The 5,351-nt window shown below is 53.9% G+C and carries 2 tRNA genes and 3 rRNA genes; all 5 read right to left on the bottom strand.

The window, feature by feature from the left end:
- Positions 1 to 13 precede the first annotated feature (13 nt).
- Positions 14 to 123, bottom strand: a 5S ribosomal RNA gene (rrf, locus tag L0B18_RS19640).
- A gap of 110 nt (positions 124 to 233) precedes the next feature.
- Positions 234 to 3,132: ribosomal RNA gene (locus L0B18_RS19645) — 23S ribosomal RNA — on the bottom strand.
- Positions 3,133 to 3,367: 235 nt separating this feature from the next.
- Positions 3,368 to 3,441 (bottom strand) — tRNA-Ala (locus L0B18_RS19650).
- A gap of 17 nt (positions 3,442 to 3,458) precedes the next feature.
- Positions 3,459 to 3,532, bottom strand: a tRNA-Ile gene (locus L0B18_RS19655).
- Positions 3,533 to 3,725: 193 nt separating this feature from the next.
- Positions 3,726 to 5,262, bottom strand: a 16S ribosomal RNA gene (locus L0B18_RS19660).
- The 16S, 23S and 5S rRNA genes sit together here with 2 tRNA genes alongside, the layout of an rRNA operon.
- Positions 5,263 to 5,351 lie beyond the last annotated feature (89 nt).

The following is a 5,351-nucleotide window of genomic DNA, read 5'->3' on the forward strand; positions in this document are numbered from 1 at the left end:
GGGGAAAAAAGGGATGAGGCAACGACCTACTCTACCCCGCAAGGGAGTACCATCGGCGCTGCGGAGCTTAACGGCCGTGTTCGGGATGGGAACGGGTGGAGCCTCCGCGCGATAATCACCTCATCAATTTCATAAAAAATGATGACAATGTTAGTAGTAAATGCTTTTTAAAGATCGGGAAAATCAAGTCCTGCCTTGCGGCCTGCCTTCCCCGAGGGGTTGTGCAAACCATGCAAGCAAAGCCTGAAGAGTCATTAGTACGGCTCGGCTAAACATGTTACCATGCGTACACCTGCCGCCTATCAACCAGGTCGTCTTCCTGGACTCTTTGGGGAATACTTATCTTGGAGTGTGCTTCGCGCTTAGATGCATTCAGCGGCTTATCACATGCGCACATAGCTACCCTGCGATGCAACTGGCGTCACAACAGGTACACTAGCGGTGCGTCCACTCCGGTCCTCTCGTACTAGGAGCAGCTCTCCTCAATATTCCTACGCCCACAGCAGATAGGGACCGAACTGTCTCACGACGTTCTGAACCCAGCTCGCGTACCGCTTTAATTGGCGAACAGCCAAACCCTTGGGACCTTCTCCAGCCCCAGGATGCGATGAGCCGACATCGAGGTGCCAAACCTCCCCGTCGATGTGAACTCTTGGGGGAGATAAGCCTGTTATCCCCGGAGTACCTTTTATCCTTTGAGCGATGGCCCTTCCATTCGGTGCCACCGGATCACTAAACCCCACTTTCGTGCCTGCTCGGCCTGTATGCCTTACAGTCAAGCACCCTTATGCTTTTACACTCTGCGCACGATTGCCAACCGTGCTGAGGGTACCTTTGGGAGCCTCCGTTACTCTTTAGGAGGCGACCGCCCCAGTCAAACTACCCACCATACACTGTCTTCCACCGTGTGGAATTAGAATCCAGCGGCTGCAAGGGCGGTATTTCACCGACGACTCCACAGGTACTGGCGTACCCGCTTCTAAGTCTCCCGCCTATCCTGCACATGCAGGCGCCGAAGCCAATGTAAAGTTGTAGTAAAGGTTCACGGGGTCTTTCCGTCCCGCTGCGGGTAATCGGCGTCATCACCGATACCACAATTTCACCGAGCTCGTGGCCGAGACAGTGTTCAAGTCGTTACACCATTCGTGCAGGTCGGAACTTACCCGACAAGGAATTTCGCTACCTTAGGACCGTTATAGTTACGGCCGCCGTTTACCGGGGCTTCAGTCAGGAGCTTTGCCGAAGCTAACCCCCTTCTTTAACCTTCCGGCACCGGGCAGGTGTCAGTCCCTATACATCGCCTTGCGGCTTAGCAGAGACATGTGTTTTTGGTAAACAGTCGCTTGAACCTTTTCACTGCGCCCCGCCCTGACGTATCAGGGCAGGGGATCCTTCTCCCGAAGTTACGGATCCAATTTGCCTAGTTCCTTAGCCACGATTTTCTCGAGCACCTGAGGATCCTCTCCTCACCCACCTGTGTCGGTTTGGGGTACGAGCAGCTCCAACAAACAACGACGCTTTTCTTGGCAGCCAGATTACCTTCACTATCCGTTTGGCCGAAGCCTCCCGGTACTGTCGGAGTTCAGCGGAACGTGGTGCGGATTTGCCTGCACCACAGCCTACATCCTTTAACCTCCCATTCCGTGGGGAGGCGGAAGTGTCACTTCTGCGTCACGCCTTTGCCTTGCGCTGGAGTCGGTACCGGAATATTGAACCGGTTTTCCATCGGCTTCGCCTTTCGGCTACACCTTAGGTCTCGACTAACCCTGATCCGATTAGCGTTGATCAGGAACCCTTGGGTTTTCGGTGGAGGGGTTTCTCACCCCTCTTATCGTTACTCATGCCTACAGTTTCTCTACCGACCCCTCCAATCCTCCTCACAGAGAACCTTCGGCGGAGTCGGTATGCTCCCCTACCACTCTATCAAGTGATAGAATCCATGGTTTCGGTAACCAGCTTATGCCCGCAAATTATCGACGCCGGATCGCTCGACCAGTGAGCTATTACGCACTCTTTTAAGGAATGGCTGCTTCTAAGCCAACCTCCTGGTTGTCTGGGCAATCCAACTTTCTTTATTCAACTTAGCTGGTATTTTGGGACCTTAACCGATGATCTGGGTTGTTTCCCTCTCGCAACAGGACGTTATCACCCTGCTGCTGACTGCTTGCCAACACCTACCGGCATTCGGAGTTTGTCTAGGTTTGGTACCCGGTGAAGGGCCCTAGCCTAATCAGTGCTCTACCTCCGGCAGGCTCCACGGCAAACGCTATACCTAAATATATTTCGGGGAGTACGAGCTATTTCCGAGTTTGATTGGCCTTTCACCCCTATCCACAGTTCATCCGATGGCTTTTCAACGCCAGGCGGTTCGGGCCTCCAGCCGGTGTTACCCGGCCTTCACCCTGACCATGGATAGATCACCCGGTTTCGCGTCTGCCCCGCCGTACTGCGCGCCCTTCTCAGACTCGCTTTCGCTGCGGCTTCTCCGCTGAGCGGATTAACCTCGCACGACAGGAGCAACTCGTAGGCTCATTATACAAAAGGCACGCCGTCACCCATCCGAAGATGAGCTCCGACCGCTTGTAAGCACACGGTTTCAGGTACTATTTCACTCGCCGTCTCGGCGTTCTTTTCACCTTTCCCTCACGGTACTTGTCCACTATCGGTCATACAGATGTATTTAGCCTTGGCGGATGGTGCCGCCGGATTCATACAGGATTTCACCGGTCCCGTATTACTCAGGATACCACTACCTCCCCGTCCGCTTCGCCTACCGGCCTTTCACCGTCTATGGGGCTGCTTTCCAGGCAGCTTCGACTCGCTTCAAGTTCAGATGCTGTGGTCCTACTACCTCCTGGCAGGTTGCCCCGCCAGAATTTGGGCTGGGTCCCGTTCGCTCGCCACTACTTGGGACATCACTATTGTTTTCTTTTCCTCCTCCTACTTAGATGTTTCAGTTCGGAGGGTTCGCCTTCCTTGCGGAATATCCCGATTGCTCGGGATGGGTTTCCCCATTCGGATACCCGCGGATCAACGCTTCTTTGCAGCTCCCCGCAGATTTTCGCAGCTTAGCACGTCCTTCATCGCCACTGTATGCCTAGGCATCCACCGTGTGCCCTTTTCTACTTTTCCTTGCATGGCTTGCACAACACCTGGTCGTGCAGCCCGCTTTCAAAGCAATGAGCTCGATTTTTTACCTCGATCTAATAAAATTGGTATGTGCGTGCGGAATATTATAACACACACATACACAGCATTTACTACCAATATGTCAAAGAACTTTCAAAGTACATGGAGTACTTGAAGTTTGGAGTACTTAATTAACCCTCAGGCACTTCAAACTTCAGGCACTCAAACCTAAAATCCGTGGAGCTACGGGGATTCGAACCCCGGACCCCCTGCTTGCAAAGCAGGTGCTCTAGCCAGCTGAGCTATAGCCCCCTCTTTTTAACCTGCAGTGGGCTTGGCAGGAGTTGAACCTGCGACCTCACGCTTATCAGGCGTGCGCTCTAACCACCTGAGCTACAAGCCCATGTTTTGGGACTTGCCACCGGTAGCCAACTCGCAGAAAACCTGCGCCTTCCCGACTCCTCGGGACGTTCGAACCACCTGAGCCACAAGCCCATTTCCCAATGGAAGTAGCCTCCGTGGCGGCTGCCAACTCCCCTCCACTTTTAAAACAAACATAAACAGATTGCTGAGCAGGCCAAAAGGATCTTCACTTCATAGGAGGTGATCCAGCCGCACCTTCCGGTACGGCTACCTTGTTACGACTTAGCGCCAGTTACTAGGCTTACCCTAGGCACCTGCCTTCCCGAAGGATTAGCACGGCGACGTCAGGTACTCCTAACTTCCATCGCTTGACGGGCGGTGTGTACAAGGCCCGGGAACGTATTCACCGCGTCGTTGCTGATACGCGATTACTAGCGATTCCACCTTCATGGAGTCGAGTTGCAGACTCCAATCCGAACTGGGAACGGCTTTCAGGATCTGCGCCCCTTCGCAGGGTGGCTTCCCGTTGTACCGTCCATTGTAGCACGTGTGCAGCCCCGGACATAAGGGCCATGATGACTTGACGTCGTCCCCACCTTCCTCACTACTTGCGTAGGCAGTCTGGCTAGAGTCCCCACCATTACGTGCTGGTAACTAACCACAGGGGTTGCGCTCGTTGCGCCACTTAAGGCAACACCTCACGGCACGAGCTGACGACAGCCATGCAGCACCTTCCATGATGCCCCGAAGGGAAGCTCCGTTTCGGGAGCGGTCATCGTGGATTTAGCCCGGGTAAGGTTCTTCGCGTTGCATCGAATTAAGCCACATGCTCCACCGCTTGTGCGGGCCCCCGTCAATTCCTTTGAGTTTCATTCTTGCGAACGTACTCCCCAGGTGGTATGCTTACTGCGTTAACTGCGTCACTGAATCCGAAAACCCAACAACTAGCATACATCGTTTACAGCGTGGACTACCAGGGTATCTAATCCTGTTCGCTCCCCACGCTCTCGTGCCTCAGCGTCAATACTGACCCAGCCGGCCGCCTTCGCCACTGGTGTTCTTCGTAATATCTATGCATTTCACCGCTACACTACGAATTCCACCGACCTCTGTCAGATTCAAGACACCCAGTATCGGGGGCAATTTTACCGTTAAGCGGCAAGATTTCACCTCCGACTTAGGCGCCAGCCTGCGCACCCTTTACACCCAATGATTCCGGACAACGCTTGCACCCTCCGTATTACCGCGGCTGCTGGCACGGAGTTAGCCGGTGCTTATTCAATCGGTACCGTCAGTGAGGGTCGAAACCCCCAGATTCTTCCCGACCAAAAGCCGTTTACAACCCATAGGGCCGTCTTCCGGCACGCGGCGTGGCTGCGTCAGGGTTTCCCCCATTGCGCAAGATTCCTCACTGCTGCCTCCCGTAGGAGTCTGGGCCGTGTCTCAGTCCCAGTGTGGGGGATCATCCTCTCAGACCCCCTAGCTATCATCGCCTTGGTAAGCCGTTACCTTACCAACTAGCTAATAGCACGCAGACCCATCTATATCCGGCCAAAACCTTTAACAACTGTGGCCATGCGGCCCCGCTGCATTATGCGGTATTAGCCCCGCTTTCGCGGAGTTATCCCCCAGATATAGGCAGGTTGTCTACGCGTTACTCACCCGTGCGCCAGTCTCCAGGGTAACCGAAGTCACCCCTTCTCCTTCAACTTGCATGTGTTAAGCCCGCCGCCAGCGTTCGTCCTGAGCCAGGATCAAACTCTCCATTGTATATATCTAAAATAGTACACTCTGGAAAATCCTCTACCCAGCCCACTCAAACAATCTGTTTATGTCTGTCTTTCAATATTATAAAGAAC

The organism is Rhodohalobacter sp. 614A (assembly GCF_021462415.1).
Taxonomy (GTDB): Bacteria; Bacteroidota; Rhodothermia; order Balneolales; family Balneolaceae; genus Rhodohalobacter.